Origin of the sequence: Clostridium sp. SGI.024 (genome assembly GCF_050315195.1) — a bacterium.
Lineage (GTDB): Bacteria > Bacillota > Clostridia > Clostridiales > Clostridiaceae > Clostridium.
Genome location: NZ_JBNPON010000186.1, coordinates 1 through 284 on the forward strand (window position 1 = coordinate 1; position 284 = coordinate 284).

The following is a 284-nucleotide window of genomic DNA, read 5'->3' on the forward strand; positions in this document are numbered from 1 at the left end:
TTCGAGTTATTGGTTTAACATATCCATTTAAATATTTTCCTACGGTTCGGACGTCTACGCCAAGTTCTCTTGCAATTTGGCTCTTGTTCACTTTCAAATTATTTACCTCCATAAGTAACTTTAATTTATGAAGATCTTCTAAACTATTAATTTTAATTTCTGTATTAACACTTATTTTATAAATCATAATTACCTCCAAATTCTCAATAGTAATTATAATTTATAAATCATTTTATTACATTCTTAAATGATCATTTATTTACATTTTTATCTTATCATTTATA

1 pseudogene is annotated in these 284 nt (G+C 23.6%); it reads right to left on the reverse strand.

The features are described 5' to 3' along the window. Positions 1-187, reverse strand: a pseudogene (locus ACQRD5_RS17345) (IS21 family transposase); the annotation flags it as partial. Positions 188-284 lie beyond the last annotated feature (97 nt).